This is a genomic window from Microvirga sp. GN3 (assembly GCF_055792825.1).
The window spans coordinates 1-23,305 of the sequence record NZ_JBVVAK010000126.1 but is presented as its reverse complement, the minus strand read 5'-3'; the positions used below and the strand labels follow the sequence as shown (position 1 = coordinate 23,305).

The window sequence follows — 23,305 nt, the reverse complement described above, 5'->3', positions numbered from 1 at the left end:
TCGTCTCCAGTCCGGAGGTCGCGCTTTCACCCATTCGGCTGGCAAACTCGCTCATCATGCCAGCGAGCCGAACCCTCGCCTCCGCACCGACCTCTTGCGCGTGGTCTGCCAGCTCCGTCATCTCACGGCGCAGGTTGCCGTTCATGGCCTCGGCAATGTGCTGCGCTGCCGCTACATAGGCCTCTTCCAGGCTCCTCAGGCCGACGAGTGCCTCCTTTAGGTCATTGGTGGTGAAATCCTTGCCGCGTGACGAGAGTTGTTGGAGAGCGTCGTGCGCCGCGTTCGCGGCGTCCAGAAGCGCTTGGTCGAGGTCCCGCACGGCATCGGCGAACATCGCGCGGGCCTCGGCGGTGTCAGCAGGCATAGGGCTCCCCCTCCGACCGGTCACGGTGCGAACAACTTCCCGGAGGGCTTCTGGATCGACGCGGCCTTGCTGCAGAACCTGGCTCGCCAGGGCCCTGACCTGTTGTCGGATCGCTTGATCGTCGTCTGTTCCGAGGAGCGGCCCCTCTCCCGGTCCCACGTTTGTTTCCGCCATGCGCTGCTCCATGACTGATGGGGATCACGAGCTTAGCGCAAATTGCGCCTGCCCTGAAGCAAGGGCACAGCCCTACAGGTAATGTTGGGACTTGGAGAGACTGAGGAATTGGGTGGGTTGGGCCTGCCCGTCCGAGTAGCCGCGCGTGATGAGGCGCTGAGGATTGCCCCAGCCTTCCGTGCAGGAGTCGTTCAAGAGGGAGGTGATCGAGACGATTGTGCGATTGAAGTGTCCGACCAGGGGCATCAGGTGCTCTGGGTGGTTCCACTCTGAGAGTAGGTCGCAATGCCCATGCCTCTTCTCAGCAAGCCCTTATGCAGTCCACGCGTCAAGCTGCGCCCCACCTGATGTGCGCTCTTCCGGTGACACGATACGGGCAAGTTCCTGTCGGATCACATGCGCCATCCTGGATCCGATCGCATCGAGTTGCTCAAGCCGATCCGCATCAGCCCTGAGCTGGTCCACGGTGCCGATGTTCTCACGGCGCAGCACTTCCCAGGCGAGTGGCGGTAGGTAGAGACCTTCAATCGGTCCTGCACAGGTGTCATAGAAGTGGGGCATAGGACGCTCCTAAGCCTTACAGGCGGGAGCACACGTCTCTCAGCCATCGTGCCTCGGCTTTTCAACCGGACGGTGCATCATAGTCCGCCCCAGAGTGCACCGCCAGTTTGATTCAACGGCTCCGCTGAAGTCGCGGCGCGTCTCCCATCCCTTAATGAACCAATTCCGGAGGCACCGTCAGGTTAACGCGACGGTGACTGGATAAGGGCATAAGCGAGGGCATGAAATCGACGCGTCATCCTCGCTACGCCCGCCACCGCTTCCCAGCTGAGGTGATCAGCCATGCCATCTGGCTCTACTTCCGGTTTCCCTTGAGCCTGCGGATGGTCGAGGAGATGCTCGCGGCCCGAGGCATCCTGGTCAGCCACGAAACCGTGCGGCAGTGGGCGCTGAAGTTCGGGCAAGGTTATGCCAACCAGATCCGCCGGCGTCTCCCGGCACCCGGAGACAAGTGGCACTTGGATGAAGTTGTCATCAGCATCGCCGGCAAGAAGCATTGGCTCTGGCGCGCCGTGGACCAGCATGGGATCGTGCTCGACATCCTGGTTCAGAGCCGCCGCAATGCGAAGGCCGCCAAACGCCTGCTGCGGAAGTTGCTCAAGAAGCAGGGCAACGCTCCCCGTGTGATGATCACGGACAAGCTGGCCAGCTACGCTATCGCAAAGAAAACGATCATACCTGGGGTTGAGCACCGGCAGCACCGCGGCTTGAACAACAGGGCGGAGAACAGCCATCAGCCCACCCGACGACGCGAGCGCATCATGAAGCGCTTCAAGTCAGCCGGGCAGGCACAACCTTCTTGTCCACTCATGATCAGGTGGCAAACCTCTTCCGCCGTTCTGCCAACACCAATGCCGACGATCACCGCATGTCCTGAGCTCGGGCGTTCCAGGTCTGGACTGAGGTAACCGGCACCGCGAATGTCGCCTGATCCAACCTTGAACCAGGGATCGGTGTATCCTTCCCCGACAACTTGACGGTGCCTCACAAGCGACAACGACATCTAGCAAGGCAGTTGCAACAGCCGCGGCCACTCACCGCATCAACCTCTTTCAGAAGGCGTCGAGGCATGGCAACTTGGGCAGCATGAGGCTGGGATGCTCCCTATGGCTTACCGTGTCCGGTGGCAACTCGTCGGACGATCCGGGCAGCCGCTCGACAGCGGCTGCATGGGGGAAGGTTTTTGCGCTTACGGCGAAGCGGTCGCTGCGGTGGTTGAGTTCCTGCGCCCCTACCCTGAGGTGAATCGCTGTTCAACAGAAAGCTACTGGCTGGCGCGCCGGTCGGTCGATGCGGATCTTGCGGTTTGGGTCTGGATTGAGCGTCACGAGGTTGAAGAAGCGACAGGAGCCATCGGCGCGTGGATGTCCTCAGGCCAGACCGGCACCGAGCCCCCACCCCTTGTGTGTGACTGACAGCGGCCGAGCATTGCACCACGTCCGGCTAGCAGTTATCGCGGCTCAACCCACAGGGCTGACGCCTGGCCTGAGCTCGCGATCCTTTAACCCGGACCTAACCTCCTTCCGCTTCTCTGTTGGGCACCCGTATGAACTGAACAGGTATAGGAGGACTGGCAACACATGAAGCTGTACCGTCTCAATGTCACAGCGCACGGCGAGCCGTCTGCGATCTTTGCCCTGGCCGAGGATGTCGACAGCCTGCTCCACGCTCTGGAGTACCAAGACCACGGGGATGCGGACGAGGAGAGCCTGCTGCCCTACTTCGATGGGGACAAGAAGCCTCGGGTGATCAAGAGCCTTGAGGAGGTCCCAGAAGACTACCTGGATTTCGTCTGCCTGGGTGACAATCCGGAAGAATACACAGTGGCCGAGTTCTTCGACACGCAGGAATAACGGCGCGAAAGGTTTGAAGCCTCAGGTGCAGATGGCGGGCAATAGGGACAACCTGGCGACTTCCCGCATCAGGCTCGTCTGAATCGACGCCAGCCAAAGTCTGCGAGGATTGCCCGTGCTGCATTGTGGCCTGGTGCTCCGGTGACTCCGCCGCCCGGATGGGTACCCGAGCCGCACATGTACAGCCCTGGCAGCGGCGCTCGGTAATCTGCATGGCCCAGCATCGGCCGGGCACTGAAGAGCTGATCGAGTGTCAGAGCGCCATGGAAGATGTCGCCGCCGATGAGCCCGAACGTGCGCTCAAGATCGAGCGGGCTCAGGATCTGCCGCCCCAGCACGCTCTGCTGGAAGCCAGGAGCATAGCGATCCACCGTCGCGATCATCAGGTCAGCCACCTCCTCGCGGTAATCGTCCCAGGAGCGGCCACCCGAGAGGACCGGCTGCACGTGCTGGCAGAACAGGCTCGCCACATGCTGGCCCTGCGGCGCCAGGCTGTTGTCGAGGGTGGACGGGATCAGCATCTCGACGATCGGGTCGCGGCTCCAGCCCTCCCGCTTGGCGTCGTCATACGCCCGGTCCATGTAGGCGAGCGAAGGGGCAATGATGATGCCGGCCGTGTGATGATCGGCGGGTTCGCGGCCGGGCAGCGCGGTAAAGCTCGGCAGCTCTGAGAGGGCCACGTTCATGCGGAAGGTGCCCGAGCCTGACCGCCAGCGCCGCATGCGGCCAAGAAAGTCCGGCGGCAGCGCCTCCTCCGGCACCAGCTGGTCGAAGAGGAGTTTCGGATGGACATTGCCGGCCACGACCCGGGCCCGAATGGAGCGGCCGTGCTTGAGCACGATGCCCGCCGCCCTGCCCTTCTCGACGATCACCTCCCGGACAGGGGCGTCGACCTCGATCTCCACCCCACGCTCGCGGGCGGCTTTCGCCATAGCCTGCGTGATGGCTCCCATGCCACCGATAGCATGGCCCCAAGCGCCCTTCTTGCCGCTCACCTCGCCGAAGACGTGGTGCAGCAGGACATAGGCCGTGTTGGGGGTGTAGGGACTGGCGAAGGTGCCAACGATGGAGTCGAAGCCGAAGGCGGCCTTGACGCAGTCGGTCTCGAACCAGCCGTCGAGGTAATCGCCGGCCGACTTGGTGAAGAGGTCGAGCAGGGCCCGCCGCTGGGGCATGGACAGCCGGCGCAGGCGATTGCCGGTGCTCAGCGCCTTCCACCCCTCCGACAGGGCCAAGCGCCAGCCGCCGTCGACAAGGTTGGGTGGTTGCTGCAAGGTGAGATCGCGCAGCACATCCGCAATGGCGTCGATCTCGGCCGCATAGGCGTCGTAGCGCTCGGCGTCACGGGAGCTGAAGCGGGCGATCTCGGAGCGGGTCACGCCCTCGCCTGTCTTGAGGTACTGCCCGTTGGGCAGCGGGAAGAAGTTGGCCAGGCGGCGCTCGACGATCCTCAGGCCATGGCGGGGCAGATCGAGGTCGCGGATGATCTTGGGGTTGAGCAGGCTGACGGTGTAGGACGCGACCGAGTTGCGGAAGCCGGGGTGGAACTCCTCCGTCACAGCGGCGCCTCCGACGACGGAGCGCTGCTCGAGCACCTTCACCTTCAGACTGGCGGCGGCGAGATAGCAGGCGCAGACGAGGCCATTATGCCCGGCCCCGATGATCACCACGTCATAGCTGTCGGCCACAAGCGTCCTCCTGCCGATGAATCCGAGGATCAGGATATCGGCATCGCGAGGATCTGCTACCCTGCGGGCTTATGCGGCCTCGGTGAGCACCTTGCGGACAGCGGCGAGCGACAAGCCGAAGTGCTTCGCCACCTGGGTGGGAGCCACCCCGGCCAGAAGTGCCGCCCGCACTGCCTTGCGCTGCCCCTCCTGCAGCGGAGATGAGGTCTTGCCGGATCTGGAAGGCTTGTTCTGGCGTGTAGAGTCGGAAACGAAGCGCTCGAGGGCCAGACTGATTTGTCGTGCCGCTGCTTCCAGCTCCGGCCGGTCTCCCTTGCCCTTCTTCAATCGGCGCTGCACTTCTTCGACGAGCCCGCTCAGCTGCTCAGCCAGCTGAGCGTCGGACAGGCTGGTAAGTGCCGGCGGCTTGGCCGGGGCGGAAGCGGGTTCTGACCGAGGCGTCGGGATGGTCAGCGTGACCTCGAACAGGTCGAGCGTGCGTGGAGAAGATCCCTTGGTCGGCATAGAGCTGATATGGGGATTGTGCTGTCCAATCCCAAGCTTGAAGATCTCGTCACATCGCCGCGCCGGTCAAGCCCATGGACAGGCCTTCTGCGGCATCGGGATGGCCGTCCCGCAGCTATGGAGGCCCTTGCCGGGAGAGCAGAGGAGCGGTGGGCCGCCTCCGCCAAGGGGCCACTCATGGCTTGGGAATATGACGCTACAATGCCGGAGGACGACCGCGCTGAGGCGTGCTCCAGGAGAGGACCATGGGCGAGTGGAAAACGGTCTATGAAGATGAGGTTGAGGGGCGTTGGGTCACGCTCAAAGTCTACGAGAGTGCAGATGCCGAGGATGAGGATGACGAACCGGTCGTGCGCGTGACAGTCGCACCCTTTGCCGAAGAGGCGGAGGAACCGGAGCAGATGGGCAACCAGCCAAAGCCCGTTCCCGAACCAGATGCAGACGATAACTCCATTACCCTGGATCCTGATGCCGTTGAGGATCTGGAAGAGGAGTTGATCGAAATCGGCTTCAGCCCTGAGGCGGCGGCGTGGATTGTCGGCAAGGTTCCGGCGTGAGCCGTTCAACGCTTCAAGCCCAGGGACCTTCATCATCCATCATCTCTGGATTGCGCCAACCGGATCCAGACCATCAGATGTCGACTGCATAGGATCGGCGTATCGGTAGGGCACCCGGAAGAGGCCCCGAAGGCAGCCGGCCGTCGGCCCATCCGTTCCGTTGGTCGTGATCGGCGTGCCAGGATCGCTGGCGCTGAGATCCAAGCGAAGGGTGATGTCGTCCCGGCCCGGAAAGTTGCTGTCGTAGGTGTAAAGGGTCAAGCGATCGCCAGCCCGATCATACCCCCAGACCAGAACCACATGGTTCTTGAAGACGTCCCAGGGGATCCACCGCCGCGCTGCGACCAGGCCAATCGGACACAGTCGGCCGGCATCGATCTCCTGCATGATGGCGGAGCATTCGGCGATCGTCACCTGGGTCAGGCTCCTGCCCCACAACCGCGTCCCATGATCCGGTTGCCAGATGGCCGCGAGCCAGCGTGTGACCATCGAGGCTGCTTTGACGCTGTCGATCTGCCGCCGGAGCAGGTGCTGGGCCAAAGCAAGCGGGATCTGAGATGGATCGCGGGCGCACAACTGCGGCTGACTGGTCTCGACGGTGTCTCGGGTCAGGAACGTCATGCCGCCGCACAGGCCCCATCGGGTGGCGTCAAGGCTGAGCACGGGAACGCCAGCCACGCGAGTTGTCAGCCTCAAGCCAGCCGGCCAGGGACCATTGTGAAAGAGCGGAGCATGCGTCGACGGCAGAAATCCAGGAACAAGCGGCATGCCACTTCCTTAATGCTGGCCCATCGATTCCGAGTTTTAGGGCAAAACCCAGCAGCCAGGAGGACCTGAAGCCATCATGAAAGCCAGAAGGTGGCATAAGGCCCAATGCGCGCTCGCAGTCGCGCGAGGTCATCTTGGGGCTGCTGAAGACCTGCCGCAAGCTCAGGCTGTCGTTCTTCACCTATCTCGGAGACCGGCTCGGACTGAACGGAGATCAGCCGAAAATCCCACCGCTCGCCACCCTCGTCATCCAGTCAGCCTGAGGCATGGCCCCCCAAACTGCCCCGATTACCCTAAACGCCACGCTTCGTCGCGACAGCTAAGCTGTTGAGATGGTTAGATTCAGTTGCAACAGAGGAAGCTAATCAGGAATTGACTACGGCGTGCCCTTAGGATGCGCGCTGTTTTCTCGGACGGCATCGTGAACGGCTTCGTTTGGGCCTGGTCACGGAGGCTTGTGTCGGCCTCACCTTCTGAGCCGATCCGCTAAAACTTTGTTTTCAAAGCATTTTCGTCGGCTACGGAGAAGCCCTCCCCTTGTCCGCTGGTTAACAGAATGGCTTGAAAGACGTCTTCAAACGATCCATTGGATGCAACCGCTGAATATGTACAGAATGCTGTCTGTAGTTGATAGTTTTTCCAAGCTCATCCCCCTCCCCTATTATCGCGGTTGCTGGCACTCGTTGGCCATGAACCGACGTACCTGGAGCAAGGCTGATCCTGTTGAAGGTAAACACCTTCCCTATGCATTTCTCACATCAGACCCGATCGGTGTGATACGGTTACAAATCTAATTCCAGGGCCCATCCGGTTGATTGAGCCCCAGTGTCTCTCATTACTCTCACTTGCTCGCCTGTGATCTGAATTCGGTGTACAGGCTCTCTAGCTTAGCAAGCAGAAAGTTCCCGAACTCGGGGGCGAGCTTTTCATCCAGTGTGAGTTGGAATTTCTTGGCGCCCCGAGTGTACTTGGCAACCTTCAAGCCATCGTGAGCTGTCCATGCTTCGGTCTGCGCGCGCTCCGTCTTTTTGACTTGAGCTAGAACAAACTGGAAGCGTGCATCGGACGCGAGACGCTGAAAATCCTCACTGATGAATATTTTGCGGACTTTCTGATGAGCGCGATTGTCCATGCTCGCAGACAGATCCATCCAGCGACCTTGACCAATGCTCGGCGCTGGCCCGATTGCTTCGATGATATCAAGCGGGATGCTGGAGGCGACGCTGATCAAACGCGAGAGATTACCAGGGTCGATGCATAGCGACTGGGAGATCACTTCACGGGTGAACTTCCTGTCTTCGAGTTGCTTGGCAAAGCGTGCTCTCTCAATAAAGCTGAGGTTGGTGCGCGCATTGTTTTCCTGCCCTTGTGCGACGACCAACTCCTCGTCCGTCAGATTTCTGACGGCAGCCTTGACCTTCAGTCCGAGTTCCTTGAGGGCGCGAACACGCCGATGACCGTAGGCGATCTGGTATCGTCCGTTTTCCGTCGGATGAGGGCGAACAAGGACAGGTACAATCTGACCCCGCTCGCGAATGGATCGGAGGAGTTCTTGATGGTCCTCGTCGGAGGGGGCCATGCGATCAGGAACGAACGACGCGTCGAGATCCGCAGGATCCAGCTCAACAATGGTTTGTCCCTGGCTGAGCTGCCGCTGCATTTCTTCAGCACGGGCAAGCACGTCAACTGTTTGCGTGATCGTCCCAAGCTGCGGAGTAGGACGTGAGGGCTTCTTATCCGTCGACGCAAATGGCCTGTCTGATATGTGCGGACGATCGCTCTTCTCCGCAGGCTGGGTAGCCTCGGGAGCGGGAGTTTCATCAATAAGATCTGCTAGAAGATTGAGACGGGCCATTAGACTCTCCCCCAGGTGCGGCGAATGTAAGCTTCGACCTCTCCATTGACGAGATCGAGTGACTCCATCGCACGATCGTACGTACCTTTATGAAATTTCTGACGTTCAACTTCGTAGAGCGTCTGCTTGCTCAGTCCAGCGTCGGCGATGGCTGTACTTTTCAACATGGCGTTGGTCATGACACGCGGGCCGAACAGTGAACGCAAGAAGCCCACCATTTGGTTCTGGGGGGTGTCGCTCGGCTCATATCGAGTGATCAGGTAGGACATCCAGTCATAGTTCGCGATTGGCCGGGCCTTGTTGATGACTTGGAGCAGATCGGTTGTCATGCGCAAGAACTGGGCCATCGACAGGACATCGAGCATCTGCGGATGAACAGTAATCATAATCGACGTGGCTGCGCAGAGAGCGGCCATCGTCAGGTAACCGAGGTTAGGAGGGCAATCCACGAGGACGATGTCGTACTCATTTTCAACGGGCTCTAGGGCCTGCGCGATCCTGACGAAGAATGTAGAGGCTTCCTTCGCACGGGGTGTAGTTGTCTCAAACTCCATCAGTTCGAGGTTCCCCGGAATTATGTGCAGACCGGGTAGATAGGTAGAACGGATGATCTCCCGAACGTCGACGCGGCGATCATCGTAGCGCAGGGCTCCATAAAGGGTTTCGTCTGCCCCTACATCGAGTTCCGGCTGACGCCCAAACAAGGTCGAGAGGCTTGCCTGGGGATCCAGGTCAATGGCGAGAACCCTGTAGCCCTTGAGCGCCAGATACTGGGCAAGGTGAGCGGTTGTCGTGGTTTTCGCGCTGCCGCCTTTGAAATTGATGATCGACAAGATCTGAAGTTTGTCGTCAGCCTGACGGTGGGGGATATATTGACGCGACGGGTTTGTCCCATCGAGCAATTCGCGGATTGCCGCGATGTCCTCGACCGAGTAGGTGCGCCGGCCGTTAACCGGAGACTCCGAGAGTTCGACCTTCCCGTCGATGGCGATCTGGCGAAGGTAGCCCTCGGTAATGCCGATGAATTTAGCAGCTTCCGCGGAAGTTAGGCGGCGGATCGCCTTCTTGGCGAGTGGAGGGAAGATGCGGCGCTGGAGGGCCTGAAGCTTCGAGGCCAGCTCGTCTGCATCATTTTCGAGGAGCTCAAGAAAACTCTTATCGGTCTCGTACGACAATGCGGCCTGAGTGCTCATACTGCTTTTCCGTGCCTCTGGATCTGCGCAGAAACGGTCTTTGCGAGCCGATGTGCGCTGATGAGCAGTAAGAGCGAAGAGGTTTAACAATCCGTAAATGTCGGCCTCCGAAATGCGTCTTTTAAGAATGGCTCTCCGCCGGGCAGGATTTTGGGGATAGTATCGGCTAGGTCAGCATGAATAGGATGTAATCAGCTCCCTCCCCTGCTCTGGAAGCTCAAGTACATCAAAGTCAATGTATTTGGTTAGGTTGTCATGTTGACGACCGAAAGTCTTAAACAACAAGGCGTAGCATTGGGACGCAGATAGATTTCGGGAAAGCGGCTGGATAGAAAATTGTAAGCTTACAATTTTCCTGAAAGTCGGCCAAAATTACACTCTTCCGAAGGCTTTCCTGAGACTGCTCATAATCTGGCTGTCGATGAGACCGGCCCTAACCTGCTTTACTGTTTATATACGCGCTGATGCGGAGCCAAAATTGTGAGCTTACAATTTTGGAGGCTCTTGGTTTTAGCCAATTGCCTCGAGTACAACCAATGCCGAATGTAAGCTTACAATTCGGCCTGGAATGTTGCTCTCTTTGTTGATGATCCTTTCAGACTCCGTCCTTGGAAGAGTTTGCCCCCACTATGTGAACGCCAGTTCCACGGCCGGTTCTGAGCATGCCCCCCTGCCCTTTGGGATATAAGAGATGGCTGCTGCTGATTGTAACCTTACAACTGAGAGGCTCAGCGCGCCTTTGGTAGATCAAGCTGTGTTAGCTGGGGTGCCGAATTTTAAGCTTACAATTCGGGCTGCGATGATGCCCTATCCGATGCCGATGCCTTCTCGTCTCATTCTTGATCTCAGATGACTCCTCTGCGTCGGGGGCTCGTGCCCAATTCGTTCCGAATCCCTTCGCCCCCTCCCCTTCATCGCGTCGGGAGAAGAGCATTGAATTGTAAGCTTACAATTCCACGATGGCCGAATGTGTCGGGACCCGATGGCTAGAGCATCGGATAATCAAACTGGCGCAGACACGCTGGCCATAAAGGTTGGCGGCGCCATCATTCCGATGCCAAAAACCCGGACAAGCAGCTCATGGCCCTCGCCATCCGAATGAAATATTCGGCGCTGGTTCTAGGACCTGGCGGCTGTTAGCCTTGCATCGCGCGCCTGTAGCCATCCTTTATGAGCAGGGTTGGGCGGAGACATTGGCGGCATGATGCATGACAACCAGGTTCACATCGATGGGGATGTCGCGCGTGGGATGATCGTCGATCAGTTCCCAGAGTACCGGCATGAACGGATCGAGCGACTTGAGACTGCCGGCACTGTCAATGCGATCTTCAGGATTGGATCAAGTGCGGCGGCGAGGTTCCCTTTGCGCGCCATGAAGCCGGTTGAATGCGCTGATAGGCTTCGCAACGAAGCAGCTGCCATGACCGAGTTCGCGAAGCATTCCCCGTTTGCGACTCCTCGGCCGTTGGGGCTTGGTCGACCCAGCGTGCTCTATCCAATGCCTTGGACGGTGCAGAGTTGGATCGAAGGGGATGTTGCTACGCCAGACGGACTTGCGGCTTCCACAGCATTTGCACACGACATCGCGAGCCTGATCGCGTCGTTACGTGCAGCCGACACTCATGGTCGTCACTTCGATGGGCATGGAAGGGGCGGCAACCTTCCCGATCACGATGCCTGGATGGAAGTCTGTTTCAAGAACAGCGAGGGTCTCCTCGACGTTGCTCGCCTGCGTTGCATGTGGGCTCGGCTGCGTGAGTTGCCGCCATCCGGGCCCGACGTCATGTGCCATCGGGATCTCATCCCAGCGAATCTTCTTGTGCAGGGCGAGCGTCTTGTGGGTGTACTCGATGCCGGCAGCTTCGGGCCGGCCGATCCGGCGTTGGATCTTGTGGCGGCATGGCACCTTTTTGACCGCGACCGAAGGGACATTGTGCGGCGGAAGCTCGGACCGGGCGAAGTCGAGTGGACGCGCGGCGCAGCCTGGGCGTTCCAGCAGGCGATGGGATTGGTCTGGTATTACGAGCGCACTAATCCCAGTATGAGCGCCCTTGGTCAGAACACGCTCTCCCGCCTGCTTAATGATCTTGACGTCTGAACATCTGACGAACGCCAACGGAGGAAGGAATGTCCATTTCCTTCGACCCGACATTGCAAGCGTTGGGGTCGCACGGCGGCCGGAGTTGGAAGCACTGAGGCGAGTAGAATTGTAAGCTTACAATTTTTTCGTCCTTAGGCATCCTGCAGGTCTACGACCCTCAATACTTGAAGATCTGCCTCAGGCAAGCCTCATCAAGTTGGCACGTGGAGCCAGGCGATTACCAATGCAAGAAATCCGGTAGAGGAGGCGCAGAATAGAGCGCTGGAGCCCGCTTCGGCGCAACCTTGTAATTTGCAGAAGTATCTAATCTTGGATCTGGAGCCAGATCGAGCGCCTTACCAAAAGGTGGGTAGAGGTGTGCCAACTTTGGAGAAGGGGCCTGATGCGTCGGCAATATTATTGGGACGAGAGACAGGGAGACCTCTTTGGGGCTCCGGCGCCGACGCCTGCAGCTGCGAAGCGCCTAGGTCCGACCAAAAGGGAGGTTCCTAAGGAGCTACCCGTCCAGGCCGTTTCGCTTGGTTCTCTGGCACGGCGCTCAAGCCGCGACGAACTGGAAGATATGGTTAACGAGCTTGGCGATGAAGAACTTGCCCATCTCGTCGTTCGAGGCGTTCGCATTCTCAAGAGGCGCTTGGCCCGGAGAGGGCAGGGGGGTGGCCGCCGCGCTCCCAATGGCCTCCGGCAGAGCCCGTTGGATCGAGCGCTGCAGGAGATCGCGAGTGAACTTTCCAGCTTCGATGAACCGAGCGCAGACTGGTAGGCGGATTGTTGCAACTCTATTCTGTGCCCGTGTAGCTAGCGGTTAACCCGAGCTTGTTGGCCCGGTCGAGGAGCGATTTCACAGATGAAGCGGACCATCTGCTGCCTCCACGAGGAGCCCGCTCTCGCATCCTTTCTAACTGGGCTGCGATGTCACGTAGGGTGAGCTCAGGCGCGGCTATGGCAATGCCAGCGACGAGCGTCAGGAGGCGTTCGCTCGGCAGCCGGGGAGGGGACTTCGTTAAGAGCGCCGTTTCGGCCAGACCCTCCTTCACTAGACGTTTGGTGGTCCGGCGTAGTCGCTCCGCTGTCCATGACTGGCCTGAGGCATTGAGGATACGTGTTACGTCATCCCAGGTGTGTTGAGGGCGCAGACGGCGGACTGTAGGGAGCCATGTGTCGAGAGTTTCCAGAACCTCTTCAAGATGAGCGTGCGACCAGCCGGCTGCTGCCTTGCGAATTGCAATCGGGTCTCGCGCCCTCAAGCCGGGGTTGCCAGGAAGCTTTCCGCGCCGGGCCGCGGCCTTGATACCTGCCTTGGTTCGCTCGGCGATTAAGGACCGCTCCAATTGGGCGACGGCTCCCAAGACCTGTAGCGAGAACATGCCCTGTGGTGTTGTGGTGTCGATCGGGTCGCCCAAGGACCGGAAATGCGCGCCTCGGGCCTCCAACTGCTCGATGACCTCGAGGAGGTGCTTCACCGATCGCGCCAACCGATCAAGACGCACCACGACGAGTGTCTCTCCCGGCTGGATGCTGCGCAAAAGGCTTGCCAGAACGGGGCGGGTCCGCGAGGCGCCGGAGCCGAACTCCTGATGGACCACAAGGCAGCCGGCGGCCCAGAGCTCGTCCGTCTGAGGATCCGTGGCTTGGTCCTCCGTTGAGACACGGGCATAGCCGATTAAGTTGGCCTTAGAAGGGGAGGGGGCCTTCATCGTTGGAGAAACCTTGGAGTAGTCGCCTCAGGCTCAATGAAACGGACCGAGCTGATGCCTTACTTGAACGGATTTACGATGGTCAGACTGTCCTGAACTCGCTGGCCGTCTTGTAGGTCCTCCGAAAAGAGGGTCTCGCAGCCGGCACTGACTGCTGCGGCGACAATTAGGCTGTCATAGATCGAGAAGCCGTAGTGATTCATGACATTCAGCGCCATATCATGGGTATCGGTGGTTATTGGCTCGACCGCACAGAAATGCCGTACTCCAGCCAAGACCTCCCGGACATCGTCGAGATCCATCTTGAGCTTTCGGGTCATGACGCTCACGGCCTCGTTCAAGACCTGAACACTCACCGTGCCTCCCAAGGCCAGGAGAGCCTCGGCGCGATCAGCTTTGGCGGCATCCTCAGACAGCAGATACAAGACGACATTGGTGTCGAGAAAGGCCCTACCGCTCATTGGCCTCAAGCCGATCGAACTTGAACCCAGCGGGGAGGCGGCCACGGAACCGCCGCAGGCTTGCGAGGGTCTCGGCCGCATCAGGAGCTTTTGAGACCTCGAAGGAGCGCGATCCAGCAACGACGATTTCGATGTCGTCGCCTTCCTTCAGCTTCAACGCGTCGACGACGGCCGAGGGGAGGCGGACAGCAAGGGAGTTCCCCCACTTCGCTACCTGCATTATCTCCTCCATGATATACGAAATGTTCGATGTATATCTAATGCTTGAAGTACGGCGAAGCAAGACCAGTGCAGCCTGTCAAAGACCGCTGTTGTACAATGTCTGCGGATAGCCGCATCTGGCCATTTGCGGCCGTGGTTACAGCCACTCCGCGCTATAACATTGCGGAGACAGCCCTACGGTTCGGGCAGCAGATAGTTGCTGGGAAACAGCAGCGCTAAAGTACGCGGGAGCGTCTCCTCACAGGCAGTTGAAGGCACGTGCTCAACAGCCTGAAAACGGCTCAAATGGACCACTTCTGGCGTTACGAGCAACCGATCGTTTGCAAACGTCTTTCAAGCTATTTTGTTAATCAGCCGGGCAAGGACGCTCTTCCCATGGGCCCGCCAAAATGGCTTAAAATAAGGGCTTCCGCCGCCATTCAGGGCCTTCCATGATCTGAAGGGCGGCTACGAACCTGCTTGCTAGCGGCATCATCCTCGATCTCTGCGGATGGCGTTTGGCAAAGCGTCGGCGCGCCTCATCCTTCATTATAGCAATTCCTTGCTTTGCTTCTCCCTGCTAAGCTATGCCTTCTTGGATCAATAACTTAGCGTGAGGGTGCAAGCGTGGCTTTCGGCAGCAGGGCAGGGGAGTTTGACGACGAGCCATTCCTGGTGCCCCGCACCTACGCTCTGCCGGAGCTGCCGTGGGAGAGCATCGTCGGACGGCTCGAGCAGGTCGCCATTGCGGTCATGCGCTTCGATGCCCGGCTGGAGGCCTCAGGGCTTGCCGCCGGCTGGCAGTCGCGCTGCGACATGACCGAAGCCGTGCGCGCCCTGATCCTCGACGGCCACCTCGTCGATGTCGGTGACCTGGTGTTGCACGACGCCAGCATGGACGTGCGCCATCCCACCCACGAACTCACCCGCGCGGCGGCGGCCCTTCGGGCCCGTCGTACGGCGATGGCCAGGAAGGCCCCGTGGCCAATCTCGATTGATGGACTGGCGGCCCTGCGCGGCATCGGTCCCGTCACAGCAAACCCTGAAAGCTCTCGGAAGAAGGCAAAGCCGGATCCGGATGACGAGGAGGCCTACCCACCCTTTGCCAACGATGCCGATCCCTGGAAGGCGCACTTGGCCGAGATCGATGCTCTCTTGGACCGCACCGGCAAGGTACTGGCCGGCGAGATCCCGCTGCCCAGGAGCCGCTCGCATCTGGTCTACGATCCGGATCAGGACGAGGCCGAAAACGAAGATCTGTGGCTCGACCTCGTCAAACGGACATCCCATTGGCCGGCGGTCGCGGCCGCGGCGGTGGCCTGGCAGGCCTGGCTGGATCTCAACCTTTACACCCGCCTGCCCTGGCTCGGCCTGACCATGGCGGCCGCCATCCTGCGGGCGAGGGGGCTGACCCATCACCTACTGCCCTTGGCGGCCGGGTTCAAGCAGTCGAAGTTCCGGCCGCAGGGCCGGGAAGGGGCTCGCGAGAAGCTCGAGGGCTTCTGTCGAGTGCTCGAGGAGGCGCTGGCGATCGCCCACAAGGATCTCGACCGGCTGATCCTCGCCCGCGAGCTGATGAGCCGGGTGACCGCCAAGACCCGCAGCAACTCCAAGCTGCCGGAACTGGTCGAGCTGTTCCTGTCGCGTCCGCTGGTGACGGTGTCGCTCGCGGCCAAGCTCCTGAAGGTCACGCCCAAGGCCGTCGACCTGATGCTGGCGCAGCTTGGAGGGGCGCTGCCGCGCGAGCTCACCGGCCGCACCCGCTACCGCGCCTGGGGCATCGTGTAAGAATCACGTACCATTATCTTCAAGGGCACAATCTGCCAGCTTCTCCAGCACGACATCGCACTCGTTCCATGGTCCGCCGTCTCCGCTTTCTCGCTTTCGCTGTGCTCGCTCTGTATGCCTGCGCCCTTGCCGTGCTGTTCGTGAACCAGCGCAGCCTGCTCTACCCAGCCTCCGACCGGCGCACCACGGCTGCGGAGGCCGGGCTTTCCGGCTTTCAGGATCTGGTCCTCCAGACACCCGACGGCGAACGACTGGTGGCGTGGTGGAAACCGCCTCAAGCCGGCAAGGCGCTGCTCCTGTACTTCCATGGCAATGGCGGCAGCCTCTGGAACGGGCGCTTGCGCGCCCAGGCGCTGACCGCATCAGGCCGCGGGCTGCTGATGATCAGCTACCGCGGCTACTCCGGCTCGACCGGCGCGCCGACAGAGACGGGTCTGCATACCGATGCCCGCACGGCCTATGACTGGGTACGGCAATCGTATGAGGCCTCGCGCCTGGTCGCCTATGGCGAGTCCCTCGGCACCGGGGTGGCGGTGCGGCTGGCCAGCGAGCAGCCGCTGGCTGGCTTGATCCTGGATGCGCCCTACACCTCCACCGCCGATATCGCCAGCCTCACCTACTGGTATGTGCCGGTCTCCTGGCTGATGCTCGACCAGTTTCGCTCGCTCGACATCATTCAGCAGGTGACGGCGCCGATCTTGATCCTGCACGGCACGGACGACCGCACCATCCCGTTCGCGTTCGGCCAGCAGCTCTTTGAGGCCGCTCCCGAGCCGAAGCGCTTCGTCCGCATCGAGGGCGGGAGCCACACCCAAAACCTGGAGCAGGGCGGAATGACAGCCGTGGAGGACTTCCTCGCAGCGGTTGAGACGCGTCGGCCAGACCGCTCCACAGACAGCGCTGGCACGTCACGTCAACGGCCATAGATCCGATCATTCTCGCCATGGTTTTGCAGCATCAGCAGGAAGGCTGAGACGTTTCGCACGCGCAGCGCGATCCTGTTGTGCTGAAGCTGGTGCGGCCATGGGCCGAACCTCTCTCAGCTGATGCCACCCGGAAGCTTGACCGTAACTTCATACCGGTTTCAGCCATAGTCGTCGTGTTTGTTGAAGGTCTTGGCGCCGAATCGGTCGGCGCATCATAGGGCCTCAAATGACCCGCGCTCTGGCTATTGCCACTGCTCTCCTGCTTGCCAGCCTCTCCCACCCACCCACCGCACAAGCCGCCGACCCGGTTCACTTCTGGGATCTGCAACCACGATCTCTGCGCCTCTTGGTGGCCTCCCCGCAGGTGATGGTCACCCGCACCAAGACCGGATGGGATGCCTATTGCCGCTGCCCCGTCGTGCTCGCACCCTCAGAGATTCCCGAGGTGATGAAGAAGGCCATCGTGGCGGTCGAGGACAAGCGCTACTTCGACCACGGCGGGGTCGATGTTGTCTCCCTGCTCTCCGTGCTCAAAGGAGGCCTCAGCCGGGGTGGCAGCACGATTCCAATGCAACTGCTCAAGAACCTGGTGTTCCATGATCTGCGCGCCAGTGACGTGCTCACGCGTCTTGAGCGCAAAGGCGCAGAGGTCTGGTACGCCGGCCTCTTTGACGAGGCGGTCGGCAAGGAGGAACTCTTGGCCGCCTATCTCAACCAGATTGAGTTCGGCGGACGCGATATCGTGGGGCTGTATCGGGCCAGCCGGCACTACTTCCGCAAAGACCCTCAGGATCTGACACTCTACGAGGCGGCACTTCTGGCCGGCATGGTCAAAGCCCCAGCCCGCCTGAACCCGCTTCGGGAGAAGACCCGCGCCCAGGCGCGTGAGCGTGCGCTTCTCGTCCTGAGGCTGATGGCGGAGCAGGGCCTGATCACCGACAGGGAACGCCGCCAGGCTGAGAAGGCAGGCATCCGCCCTGGCCTGCTGCCGGAGTTCAAGATCCAGCCGCAGGCCTTCACCGAATGGGTCGTAGAGACCTGGGGGGACAAGTACGTGCAGCCGGGAGAGACGGTCCGGTTCTTCGTCACCTTGAACCCTCGCATCCAGCACATGGCGGAGCACCAGCTCGGCAGGCTCGTCAAGGCTGGGGCTGTCCCGCCCGCGTATGACGCCGGCGCGGTGATGATGGCTCCGAACGGACGGGTGCAGGCGATGGTCGGCACGGTCGAGTGGGCGCAGCGGCAGTTCAACAATGCCGTGAAGGCCCGTGTGCAGACCGGCTCGACGGCGAAGCTGCCGCTGCTGATTGCCGCGTGCGAGGCCGGCAAAACCCCTGAAAGCCGCGTCCTCGATCAGCCCGTCACAGGCGACTGGCCTTCGAACGGCGAACTGGGCTACCGCGGCTGGACGACGGTGAAGGAGGCGATGGCCTCGTCACGCAATGCCGCGGCGGTGCGGCTGGCGCGAGAGATCGGAGCCGACACCCTCGCGGACGCCAGCCGACGTATCGGCATCGATCCTGGTCCGACGGATGATCCAAGCTTCATCCTCGGTTCCTACTCGAGCAATGTCCTGACCATGACAGCAGCTTACGCGTCTGTGGCCAATGGCGGCTACCGGGTCACCCCGGCGGGATTGCTCGCGGTGGTCGACGGGCGCGGCCAGGTCAGGGCTGACTTTCTGACGACCATGCGCAAGAGGGTCATCCCGGAGGCATGTGTCGGGCCGACCCAGACGGTTCTCCGCGAGGTGGTTCAGAACGGCACCGGGCGCGCGGCCCGGTTGAACGACTGGGCGACCTACGGCAAGACCGGGACGTCAACCGGCAACACCGATGCCTGGTTTATCGGCTGGAGCGAGCAGCGGGTGCTCGGGATCTGGATGGGCCGGCGGCACGGCGAGACTGGGCCCGCTCTTGCCGGCGCTGGTGCGCCCGCGGCTTACTTCGGACGTGTTGCCAACGCGGTGAATGAATGGGCTGACCGTCAGCAGAAACGTGAGGAGCAACGACTGGCGAGCACGCGTAGCAAGCGGCATGCTGAACCAGGACAGATTGCGGATTGGCTCTCTGTGCTCCGGCCGTCCGTGACCCTCCCGAAGGGTCTATCGGCCCACGATCCGGTTCTTCGAGGGAAAAGGACGTGAGCCCTTCACGTCTGGACAGGGGGCGCGCATGACGACGTTGACACAAAGCCTTCGTGTGGCGGCTGCGTTGGTTGGCTTGTGCCTGTGCCTACCGGCCACCGCGGCCGAGCCAGAGAGTTGCCCAGGATTGATCGCCTCACGGGAGGCTCTGTTCTCCTGGGCTGCCTTGCGTCAGGACGAGGTTGGCCTGACGTTTGTTGGGCACGCCACCTTCCTGATCGAGACGCCGCACGGGGTGCGGATTGCTACCGACTACAGTGACGGCAGCCGCCCTTCCATCACCCCTGACGTGGCTACCATGAACAAGGCCCATTCCACCCACTTCAGCTATCACCCCGATCCAGCCATCGAGCACGTGCTGCGGGGCTGGAACCCGGCCGGAGGTCCCGCCGTCCACGACCTGACGGTGCAGGATGTGCGCATCCGGAATGTCTCGACCAACATTCGGAGCTTTGACGGAACGACGGAATACGACGGCAACTCGATCTTCGTGTTCGAAACCGCTCAGCTGTGCATCGCACACCTGGGTCACCTGCACCACACCCTCTCGCCCGAGCACCTGAAGAGGCTGGGGCGGATCGATGTTCTGCTGGTGCCGGTGGATGGTGGCTACACGCTCGAGACATTTGACATGATGGAGGTGCTGCGCGCCATCAATGCACCGCTGATGATCCCAATGCATTTCTTCGGGCCATCAACCCTCAACCGCTTTCTCGCCTCCGCTCGCGCGTACTTCCCGGTGGAGTTCAGCGACACGGCGGCCATTACCCTCTTGCGCGCCACGCTGCCGAAGAGCCCGAAGATCCTGGTGCTGCCGGGGCATTGAGTGGTAGCTGGGCTCTGTTGCATTAACTTCCCGAGACACAATCCGTAGCGGCGTCACTCTGATCAAGAGCTACTACATCCAGTGGCTTGACAGGTTAGTGCAACAGAGCCCCCTCATATGAGGCATATCGCGTCAAGGCTGGTGCGCGGCAACGGAACGGCTTGCAAACGACATCAGGATCGGCCTCGCGGTCGACTGCGGAACAAGTCCACATCACCTCATATCCGGTCGGCTCGCGTGGAGCCTGCACCCATATCCCGCATGCACGGGCCAGTCTGCGAGGCTGTCGGAGGATGGAACCCATCTTTTTGACGGCATCAAAGCCCTGGGGGCTGCCGGTCCACATCCATCCTGCTTCGTCGCGAGCAACGATTGCCGCTACGCGTCGAACTCTGGGCTAACCCTTGATGACCGCTCCCTCCGGCACCAGCCCCTGCGTCACATATCGCCACAGGGCGATCATCAGCTTGCGCGCGAGCGCAACGATCATCGTGCGGCGAATGCGCCCCCGGCCGGCACCAACGCGCTCTTGGAACCAGCGGGCGAGGTCACTCTCGGGCTGGTGCCGCAGCCACAACCAGGCCAACTCGATGGCCGTCCGGCGGGCGCGTGGGTTGCCCGATCTCTGAATGCCTTGATCGCGGCTGACCGAGCCACTGTTCCACGGACTGGAGGCCAGACCGAGATAGCCGGCAATCTCGCGCCGGTTCTGAAAGCTGCGGAAGAAGACCTCATTCGCCAGAACGCTGGCGATGGTCAGGCCAATGCCGCGCAGCCGGCTCAGCTGAGTGGCTCCGGTGGCCGCTTTCTCAGCCGCTTGGTGCTGTTCGGCCTCAACCTCCGCAATCATGTCGATTACTTGCCATAAGCGGCGGCACTCCCGCTCGATCTCGGCCTTCAGGCAGAGCGTGAGAGCCCGCCCATCGGCCGTTCGCAGCTCTGCAAGCCGCTCGCGCCAATCGCGCCGTGTTGGAGCAAAGTCGCGGATGCCCTGAGTCATCAGCAGCCCTTTGATCCGGCTCGTATGCTGGCCCCGCTCAGTCACGAGCCGGGCGCGCTCCCGGCTCCGGCGGCGCTCATCCTCGTGCTCTGGGCTGGGGACCCGCACCACTCGGCAAACCCGCGGCTCCCCGCGGTCGAGGGCCATCAAGGTGCGCATCAGCGCCGCGGCATCAAGCCGATCCGTTTTGGCGCGGCGCGACCGGCGGTCGACCAGAATGCTGGCTGCATCCAGAACACGGTTGTCGATGCCAGACGCGCACAAGAGACGGTGGAGCCAGAAACCGTCATAGCCTGCTTCATAGCAGGATATCACGTGCACCGGACGCGCCAGGGCCGCTTGGGCCTGATCGCGCTTGCGTTGGATCAGCGTGAGCAACTCCTCAGTGTCGCCACCGGCCAGGCGATGCAGGCTGACCTTGTCAGCCGCGGGGGAGTGCAGCGCGACCAGCCAGGTTGCCTTGCTCAATTCCAAGGCCACGAAAAGTGTGACAGGCTTCTCGCCGACGGGCGGCAGAGCAATGGATGAGAGGTCCATGAGGCGTCTCCAGGGTTCGGATCTCGGACCCCGAAACCCTATCCGAGTTCCGCTGTCCGTCGCCTCATAGGATCTTTATGCAGGTTGCTCGCCTGAGGCCGGTCACCTACTGTCAATGGCTTAGAGGTAAGAGTGACCCGCCGAAACAGCGCCGACTGGCTTAAGCTGACGATGCCGGGGCGGGGGCAGCCTTGATGGAAAGGTGAGCAAGCCCGGATGAGCAAGCCAGAGCGCGCGTCCCTGCCCGCATTAATCATCCTGTCCCTTGTGCTCATGCCGTGGGGCAGCGCCGCTCAAGCCCGTGGCAACAGTCACCTCCCCGGCCACTATGGTCACGCCAAACCGACACAGGCATGGGATCTCTATTGCAGACGTACGCCTGCCGCATGCGCAGTTGACGCCAATGAGCCGACCCGGATCCGCCTGACCCCACAGCTTCGTCAGCTGGTGACGGCAGTCAACCGGCAGGTCAACGCCCGGATCCAGCCGCGTTCAGATCAGGAGCTGTGGAAGGTCGAGGATCGGTGGAGCCTGCCATTGCGTGGCTATGGGGATTGCGAGGACTACCAACTCTTGAAGCGCACCCTTCTGGTCGATCTTGGCATTCCGTTCCGATCGCTGCGCATGACGGTGGTCTTAGATGAAAGTCGCAGGGGACACGCGGTCCTCATGCTCAGAACCATCGCATCCGACCTCATTCTCGACAACAGAATGGATCGGGTGAGGCCTTGGTATGAGACGGCCTACACGTACATCAAACGGGAAAGCCAAACCGGCCCTGGCTGGGTCTCGCTCGGGTGGGCGGTTCGGCCTCGCGGAGCAGCTGACCATCCCCCGGACTTTGCCGACAAAGGCTGGATCCCGCCGTCCTCCGCGCGGACCCGCAGTCGGTAACATAGGAATGTTTGATCCCGGGGTTTGATGGTGCACGATTCCCTCCTGAAGGGAGGGATGCGCTTCTCTCTGCGGCTGCTCGAGGTCAAGCGCGGTTAGATGCGGCATCCATTTCCCTCGGGCCAGACGCCTTTCGCAGAGCCTCGCGTCTCGCCGGGATCGGCTCTTCACCCTCTGACGTTTGCGGAGCCTGTTTAGCATCTTCCTTCCCCTGCCCTGCCTGTTCGAGTGGGAGCGGTGATATCTCTGGGTTTTATGGCGCATGGTGATCAAGCAGCGGAGGGGCTCTTGGTTTGACGTTGCAGGGCTTGTGTATTCGCGCAGGTGACCGGACGATCGTCGCGGCTTCCGATGCCTCGCACATCCGTGACCGATGCGCCAAATGTCATTTGGAACGCCAGGCCGAACCATACGATTGTTTAAACAAGGAACGGCCCAACAGAACCGCTCTCAACGACGAGGAGGAAGTGCCATGGATCACAAATTCACGGCTGGGCAACTTGTGCGCCCGCGCGAGAAGCTTGTTGAAAATACTGGCATCTACGAGATCCTGCGCCCTCTTCCATGTGGATCAGACGGAGAGCCACTCTACCGGATCAAGGCGGCGAGCGGACCAATTGAACGCGTGGTGCGCGAGGCAGATATCCTGCCGGCTTCAGGCTCCTCGATGGGCTCGGGCTGAAGGAAGTTCGGCCGACCGCCAGACTCGATCCCTCCGCTTTTGCAATCCCATGCGTCCATGCTCAGCAAGGCTGTGGAGATGCCGACCGCGCGGCCTGGGAGCACTTTCCACCGTCTCACTCAGCACCGCAGTCGAGCGTGGCGGGACGATCATCTGAGCATCAGGATGGCGCTGGGCGAGTGGACCGGTGGTCTGATCGAGCAATGGCTCGACCTGCGAGCCGTCATCGGCATCGCTCGTGGCCAGGACCGATGCAAGGGTCTCTCCAGTCTCAGCATCGATGCCAATGGGCGCCTGAATAACGTCCGGGACTCACCGGTCAGAAGCAGCTGGGCTTACAAGATCATCCAACCTCTTAAGGTCCGCTCACGTTGCAAACACCTGCGACCGCCGAAAGAGCGTAGTTGTTCAGTCCCGGCATTTGATGGACCGGGTCAAAGGTGAAGCGTTTGGGCTCCTGTGTCCAGCATTTGCAGATGAACTCGTAGGGTGTGAGGCCCCTGAGGGTCTTCAGCCTTCGGCCGAAGTT

General features: G+C 61.0%; 23 protein-coding genes and 2 pseudogenes. 13 read left to right on the top strand and 12 right to left on the bottom strand.

The features are described from left to right. The coding region (locus ACS5Q1_RS35985; RefSeq protein ID WP_473102731.1) for a DUF6781 family protein at positions 1 to 538 on the bottom strand (538 nt) is incomplete at its 3' end. Between the two features lie 81 nt (positions 539 to 619). On the opposite strand from ACS5Q1_RS35985, the gene ACS5Q1_RS35980 reads away from it, so the two are divergent. Next, a complete protein-coding gene (locus ACS5Q1_RS35980) occupies positions 620 to 811 on the top strand; it encodes a DUF6894 family protein (protein ID WP_473102730.1) in 192 nt (63 codons plus the stop codon). A 39-nt stretch (positions 812 to 850) separates the two neighbouring features. On the opposite strand, the gene ACS5Q1_RS35975 is transcribed toward ACS5Q1_RS35980, so the two are convergent. Further along, positions 851 to 1,099 (bottom strand): hypothetical protein, encoded by a 249-nt coding sequence (locus ACS5Q1_RS35975; protein ID WP_473102729.1) that lies wholly within the window; start codon positions 1,097 to 1,099, stop codon positions 851 to 853. 221 nt (positions 1,100 to 1,320) lie between these two features. On the opposite strand from ACS5Q1_RS35975, the pseudogene ACS5Q1_RS35970 reads away from it, so the two are divergent. From ACS5Q1_RS35970 to ACS5Q1_RS35960, 3 genes and pseudogenes are all read left to right on the top strand, one after another. Further along, a pseudogene (locus ACS5Q1_RS35970) lies at positions 1,321 to 1,976 on the top strand (IS6 family transposase). A 229-nt stretch (positions 1,977 to 2,205) separates the two neighbouring features. Next, complete coding sequence (locus ACS5Q1_RS35965; RefSeq protein WP_473102728.1) at positions 2,206 to 2,514, top strand: hypothetical protein; 309 nt, start codon at positions 2,206 to 2,208, stop codon at positions 2,512 to 2,514. A gap of 165 nt (positions 2,515 to 2,679) precedes the next feature. After that, entirely contained in the window at positions 2,680 to 2,952 is a 273-nt protein-coding gene (locus ACS5Q1_RS35960; RefSeq protein WP_473102727.1) for a hypothetical protein, read from the top strand. Between the two features lie 68 nt (positions 2,953 to 3,020). Here the strand turns inward: ACS5Q1_RS35960 and ACS5Q1_RS35955 are convergent, their stop codons facing one another. Then, positions 3,021 to 4,640 (bottom strand): phytoene desaturase family protein, encoded by a 1,620-nt coding sequence (locus ACS5Q1_RS35955; protein ID WP_473102726.1) that lies wholly within the window; start codon positions 4,638 to 4,640, stop codon positions 3,021 to 3,023. A 69-nt stretch (positions 4,641 to 4,709) separates the two neighbouring features. After that, a complete protein-coding gene (locus ACS5Q1_RS35950; RefSeq protein WP_473102725.1) occupies positions 4,710 to 5,144 on the bottom strand; it encodes a hypothetical protein in 435 nt (144 codons plus the stop codon). A gap of 245 nt (positions 5,145 to 5,389) precedes the next feature. Here ACS5Q1_RS35950 and ACS5Q1_RS35945 point away from each other — a divergent pair, with 245 nt between their 5' ends. Continuing rightward, positions 5,390 to 5,701: a hypothetical protein gene (locus tag ACS5Q1_RS35945; protein WP_473102724.1), complete on the top strand. Its 312-nt coding sequence runs from the start codon at positions 5,390 to 5,392 to the stop codon at positions 5,699 to 5,701. Between the two features lie 39 nt (positions 5,702 to 5,740). Here ACS5Q1_RS35945 and ACS5Q1_RS35940 read toward each other — a convergent pair whose 3' ends face one another. Beyond that, positions 5,741 to 6,379, bottom strand: a complete 639-nt coding sequence (locus tag ACS5Q1_RS35940; RefSeq protein WP_473102723.1) for a hypothetical protein — start codon at positions 6,377 to 6,379, stop codon at positions 5,741 to 5,743. 224 nt (positions 6,380 to 6,603) lie between these two features. Between ACS5Q1_RS35940 and ACS5Q1_RS35935 the strand changes: the two genes are divergently transcribed. After that, positions 6,604 to 6,732 carry a hypothetical protein gene (locus tag ACS5Q1_RS35935; RefSeq protein WP_473102722.1) on the top strand — a complete coding sequence of 43 codons (129 nt, stop codon included), beginning with the start codon at positions 6,604 to 6,606 and terminating at the stop codon, positions 6,730 to 6,732. A gap of 578 nt (positions 6,733 to 7,310) precedes the next feature. Here ACS5Q1_RS35935 and repB read toward each other — a convergent pair. Together repB and repA are read right to left on the bottom strand one after the other, a co-directional pair. Next, on the bottom strand, positions 7,311 to 8,324 hold the full coding sequence (gene repB / locus ACS5Q1_RS35930) for a plasmid partitioning protein RepB (RefSeq protein ID WP_473102721.1): 1,014 nt from the start codon (positions 8,322 to 8,324) through the stop codon (positions 7,311 to 7,313). Then, a complete protein-coding gene (repA, locus tag ACS5Q1_RS35925) occupies positions 8,324 to 9,517 on the bottom strand; it encodes a plasmid partitioning protein RepA (RefSeq protein ID WP_473102720.1) in 1,194 nt (397 codons plus the stop codon). Before repA ends, repB begins: the two co-directional genes overlap by 1 nt. Before the next feature lie 1,201 nt (positions 9,518 to 10,718). Here repA and ACS5Q1_RS35920 point away from each other — a divergent pair. Next, entirely contained in the window at positions 10,719 to 11,615 is an 897-nt protein-coding gene (locus ACS5Q1_RS35920) for an aminoglycoside phosphotransferase family protein (protein ID WP_473102719.1), read from the top strand. A gap of 782 nt (positions 11,616 to 12,397) precedes the next feature. Here ACS5Q1_RS35920 and ACS5Q1_RS35915 read toward each other — a convergent pair. The 3 genes from ACS5Q1_RS35915 to ACS5Q1_RS35905 are packed head-to-tail and all read right to left on the bottom strand — an operon-like array spanning position 12,398 to position 13,996. Beyond that, on the bottom strand, positions 12,398 to 13,315 hold the full coding sequence (locus ACS5Q1_RS35915) for a recombinase family protein (protein ID WP_473102718.1): 918 nt from the start codon (positions 13,313 to 13,315) through the stop codon (positions 12,398 to 12,400). 59 nt (positions 13,316 to 13,374) lie between these two features. Continuing rightward, a complete protein-coding gene (locus ACS5Q1_RS35910) occupies positions 13,375 to 13,776 on the bottom strand; it encodes a PIN domain-containing protein (RefSeq protein WP_473102717.1) in 402 nt (133 codons plus the stop codon). Continuing rightward, positions 13,766 to 13,996, bottom strand: a complete 231-nt coding sequence (locus ACS5Q1_RS35905; RefSeq protein WP_473102716.1) for an AbrB/MazE/SpoVT family DNA-binding domain-containing protein — start codon at positions 13,994 to 13,996, stop codon at positions 13,766 to 13,768. The genes ACS5Q1_RS35910 and ACS5Q1_RS35905 overlap by 11 nt, the downstream gene beginning before the upstream one ends. 608 nt (positions 13,997 to 14,604) lie before the next feature. On the opposite strand from ACS5Q1_RS35905, the gene ACS5Q1_RS35900 reads away from it, so the two are divergent. The 4 genes from ACS5Q1_RS35900 (at position 14,605) to ACS5Q1_RS35885 (ending at position 19,663) form a co-directional block, all read left to right on the top strand. Beyond that, entirely contained in the window at positions 14,605 to 15,765 is a 1,161-nt protein-coding gene (locus ACS5Q1_RS35900; protein WP_473102715.1) for an RHE_PE00001 family protein, read from the top strand. Positions 15,766 to 15,833: 68 nt separating this feature from the next. Beyond that, positions 15,834 to 16,691 (top strand): alpha/beta hydrolase, encoded by an 858-nt coding sequence (locus ACS5Q1_RS35895; RefSeq protein ID WP_473102714.1) that lies wholly within the window; start codon positions 15,834 to 15,836, stop codon positions 16,689 to 16,691. Positions 16,692 to 16,917: 226 nt separating this feature from the next. Beyond that, positions 16,918 to 18,837, top strand: coding sequence for a transglycosylase domain-containing protein (locus tag ACS5Q1_RS35890; RefSeq protein WP_473102713.1), 1,920 nt, complete (start codon positions 16,918 to 16,920; stop codon positions 18,835 to 18,837). A gap of 28 nt (positions 18,838 to 18,865) precedes the next feature. Next, positions 18,866 to 19,663 carry an MBL fold metallo-hydrolase gene (locus tag ACS5Q1_RS35885; RefSeq protein ID WP_473102712.1) on the top strand — a complete coding sequence of 266 codons (798 nt, stop codon included), beginning with the start codon at positions 18,866 to 18,868 and terminating at the stop codon, positions 19,661 to 19,663. Positions 19,664 to 20,060: 397 nt separating this feature from the next. Here the strand turns inward: ACS5Q1_RS35885 and ACS5Q1_RS35880 are convergent, their stop codons facing one another. After that, positions 20,061 to 21,200 (bottom strand): IS110 family RNA-guided transposase, encoded by a 1,140-nt coding sequence (locus ACS5Q1_RS35880; RefSeq protein WP_473102711.1) that lies wholly within the window; start codon positions 21,198 to 21,200, stop codon positions 20,061 to 20,063. Between the two features lie 216 nt (positions 21,201 to 21,416). On the opposite strand from ACS5Q1_RS35880, the gene ACS5Q1_RS35875 reads away from it, so the two are divergent. Next, positions 21,417 to 22,094 carry a transglutaminase-like cysteine peptidase gene (locus ACS5Q1_RS35875; protein WP_473102710.1) on the top strand — a complete coding sequence of 226 codons (678 nt, stop codon included), beginning with the start codon at positions 21,417 to 21,419 and terminating at the stop codon, positions 22,092 to 22,094. A gap of 472 nt (positions 22,095 to 22,566) precedes the next feature. Further along, a complete protein-coding gene (locus ACS5Q1_RS35870) occupies positions 22,567 to 22,776 on the top strand; it encodes a hypothetical protein (RefSeq protein WP_473102709.1) in 210 nt (69 codons plus the stop codon). 355 nt (positions 22,777 to 23,131) lie between these two features. On the opposite strand, the pseudogene ACS5Q1_RS35865 reads toward ACS5Q1_RS35870, so the two are convergent. After that, positions 23,132 to 23,305: pseudogene (locus ACS5Q1_RS35865) on the bottom strand (IS481 family transposase); the annotation flags it as partial.

Excerpts from the sequence above, each read along its gene's own strand:
- ACS5Q1_RS35910 (WP_473102717.1), bottom strand. The coding sequence starts at position 13,776 with ATGAGCGGTAGGGCCTTTCTCGACACCAATGTCGTCTTGTATCTGCTG.
- ACS5Q1_RS35975 (WP_473102729.1), bottom strand. The coding sequence starts at position 1,099 with ATGCCCCACTTCTATGACACCTGTGCAGGACCGATTGAAGGTCTCTAC.
- ACS5Q1_RS35870 (WP_473102709.1), top strand. The coding sequence starts at position 22,567 with ATGGATCACAAATTCACGGCTGGGCAACTTGTGCGCCCGCGCGAGAAG.
- ACS5Q1_RS35905 (WP_473102716.1), bottom strand. The coding sequence starts at position 13,996 with ATGCAGGTAGCGAAGTGGGGGAACTCCCTTGCTGTCCGCCTCCCCTCG.
- ACS5Q1_RS35945 (WP_473102724.1), top strand. The coding sequence starts at position 5,390 with ATGGGCGAGTGGAAAACGGTCTATGAAGATGAGGTTGAGGGGCGTTGG.
- ACS5Q1_RS35960 (WP_473102727.1), top strand. The coding sequence starts at position 2,680 with ATGAAGCTGTACCGTCTCAATGTCACAGCGCACGGCGAGCCGTCTGCG.
- ACS5Q1_RS35890 (WP_473102713.1), top strand. The coding sequence starts at position 16,918 with ATGACCCGCGCTCTGGCTATTGCCACTGCTCTCCTGCTTGCCAGCCTC.
- ACS5Q1_RS35915 (WP_473102718.1), bottom strand. The coding sequence starts at position 13,315 with ATGAAGGCCCCCTCCCCTTCTAAGGCCAACTTAATCGGCTATGCCCGT.
- repA (WP_473102720.1), bottom strand. The coding sequence starts at position 9,517 with ATGAGCACTCAGGCCGCATTGTCGTACGAGACCGATAAGAGTTTTCTT.
- ACS5Q1_RS35950 (WP_473102725.1), bottom strand. The coding sequence starts at position 5,144 with ATGCCGACCAAGGGATCTTCTCCACGCACGCTCGACCTGTTCGAGGTC.
- ACS5Q1_RS35965 (WP_473102728.1), top strand. The coding sequence starts at position 2,206 with ATGGCTTACCGTGTCCGGTGGCAACTCGTCGGACGATCCGGGCAGCCG.
- ACS5Q1_RS35920 (WP_473102719.1), top strand. The coding sequence starts at position 10,719 with ATGATGCATGACAACCAGGTTCACATCGATGGGGATGTCGCGCGTGGG.
- ACS5Q1_RS35880 (WP_473102711.1), bottom strand. The coding sequence starts at position 21,200 with ATGGACCTCTCATCCATTGCTCTGCCGCCCGTCGGCGAGAAGCCTGTC.
- ACS5Q1_RS35885 (WP_473102712.1), top strand. The coding sequence starts at position 18,866 with ATGACGACGTTGACACAAAGCCTTCGTGTGGCGGCTGCGTTGGTTGGC.
- ACS5Q1_RS35980 (WP_473102730.1), top strand. The coding sequence starts at position 620 with ATGTTGGGACTTGGAGAGACTGAGGAATTGGGTGGGTTGGGCCTGCCC.
- ACS5Q1_RS35895 (WP_473102714.1), top strand. The coding sequence starts at position 15,834 with ATGGTCCGCCGTCTCCGCTTTCTCGCTTTCGCTGTGCTCGCTCTGTAT.
- repB (WP_473102721.1), bottom strand. The coding sequence starts at position 8,324 with ATGGCCCGTCTCAATCTTCTAGCAGATCTTATTGATGAAACTCCCGCT.
- ACS5Q1_RS35875 (WP_473102710.1), top strand. The coding sequence starts at position 21,417 with ATGAGCAAGCCAGAGCGCGCGTCCCTGCCCGCATTAATCATCCTGTCC.